Origin of the sequence: Streptosporangium sp. NPDC050855 (genome assembly GCF_044456585.1) — a bacterium.
Taxonomy (GTDB): domain Bacteria; phylum Actinomycetota; class Actinomycetes; order Streptosporangiales; family Streptosporangiaceae; genus Streptosporangium; species Streptosporangium longisporum.
In genome coordinates this window covers 1-1,040 of record NZ_JBITFY010000068.1, presented here as the reverse complement: position 1 = coordinate 1,040, position 1,040 = coordinate 1, and the positions used below count along the sequence as shown (strand labels likewise).

At 56.5% G+C, this 1,040-nt stretch carries 1 rRNA gene; it reads right to left on the bottom strand.

The window, feature by feature from the left end:
* Nucleotides 1-6: 6 nt before the first annotated feature.
* A 23S ribosomal RNA gene (locus ACIBCT_RS40525) occupies nucleotides 7-1,040 on the bottom strand; the annotation flags it as partial.

Here is a 1,040-nt window from a genome sequence, read left to right as displayed (position 1 = left end):
TGCTTTGTGGTCAAGTCCTCGGCCTATTAGTACTGGTCAGCTCCACACATTACTGCGCTTCCACTTCCAGCCTATCAACCCGGTCGTCTCCCGGGAGCCTTACCCACTCTCGTGGTGGGAGACCTCATCTCAAGGCGAGCTTCCCGCTTAGATGCTTTCAGCGGTTATCCCTTCCGAACGTAGCCAACCAGCCGTGCTCCTGGCGGAACAACTGGCACACCAGAGGTTCGTCCGTCCCGGTCCTCTCGTACTAGGGACAGCTCCTTTCAAGTCTCCTGCGCGCGCAGCGGATAGGGACCGAACTGTCTCGCGACGTTCTAAACCCAGCTCGCGTACCGCTTTAATGGGCGAACAGCCCAACCCTTGGGACCTACTCCAGCCCCAGGATGCGACGAGCCGACATCGAGGTGCCAAACCATCCCGTCGATATGGACTCTTGGGGAAGATCAGCCTGTTATCCCCGGGGTACCTTTTAGCCGTTGAGCGACGGCGCTTCCACATGCCACCGCCGGATCACTAGTCCCAGCTTTCGCTCCTGCTCGACCCGTCGGTCTCACAGTCAAGCTCCCTTGTGCACTTACACTCGACACCTGATTGCCAACCAGGCTGAGGGAACCTTTGGGCGCCTCCGTTACTCTTTAGGAGGCAACCGCCCCAGTTAAACTACCCACCAGACACTGTCCCTGATCCGGATCACGGACCGAAGTTAGACGTTCAAAACGACCAGAGTGGTATTTCACCAATGACTCCACCACCACTAGCGTGACGGCTTCACAGTCTCCCACCTATCCTACACAAGACGTTCCAAACGCCAATGTCAAGCTATAGTGAAGGTCCCGGGGTCTTTCCGTCCTGCTGCGCGTAACGAGCATCTTTACTCGTAGTGCAATTTCGCCGGGTCTGCGGTTGAGACAGCGGGGAAGTCGTTACGCCATTCGTGCAGGTCGGAACTTACCCGACAAGGAATTTCGCTACCTTAGGATGGTTATAGTTACCACCGCCGTTTACTGGCGCTTAAGTTCTCAGCTTCGCGGAGTAAA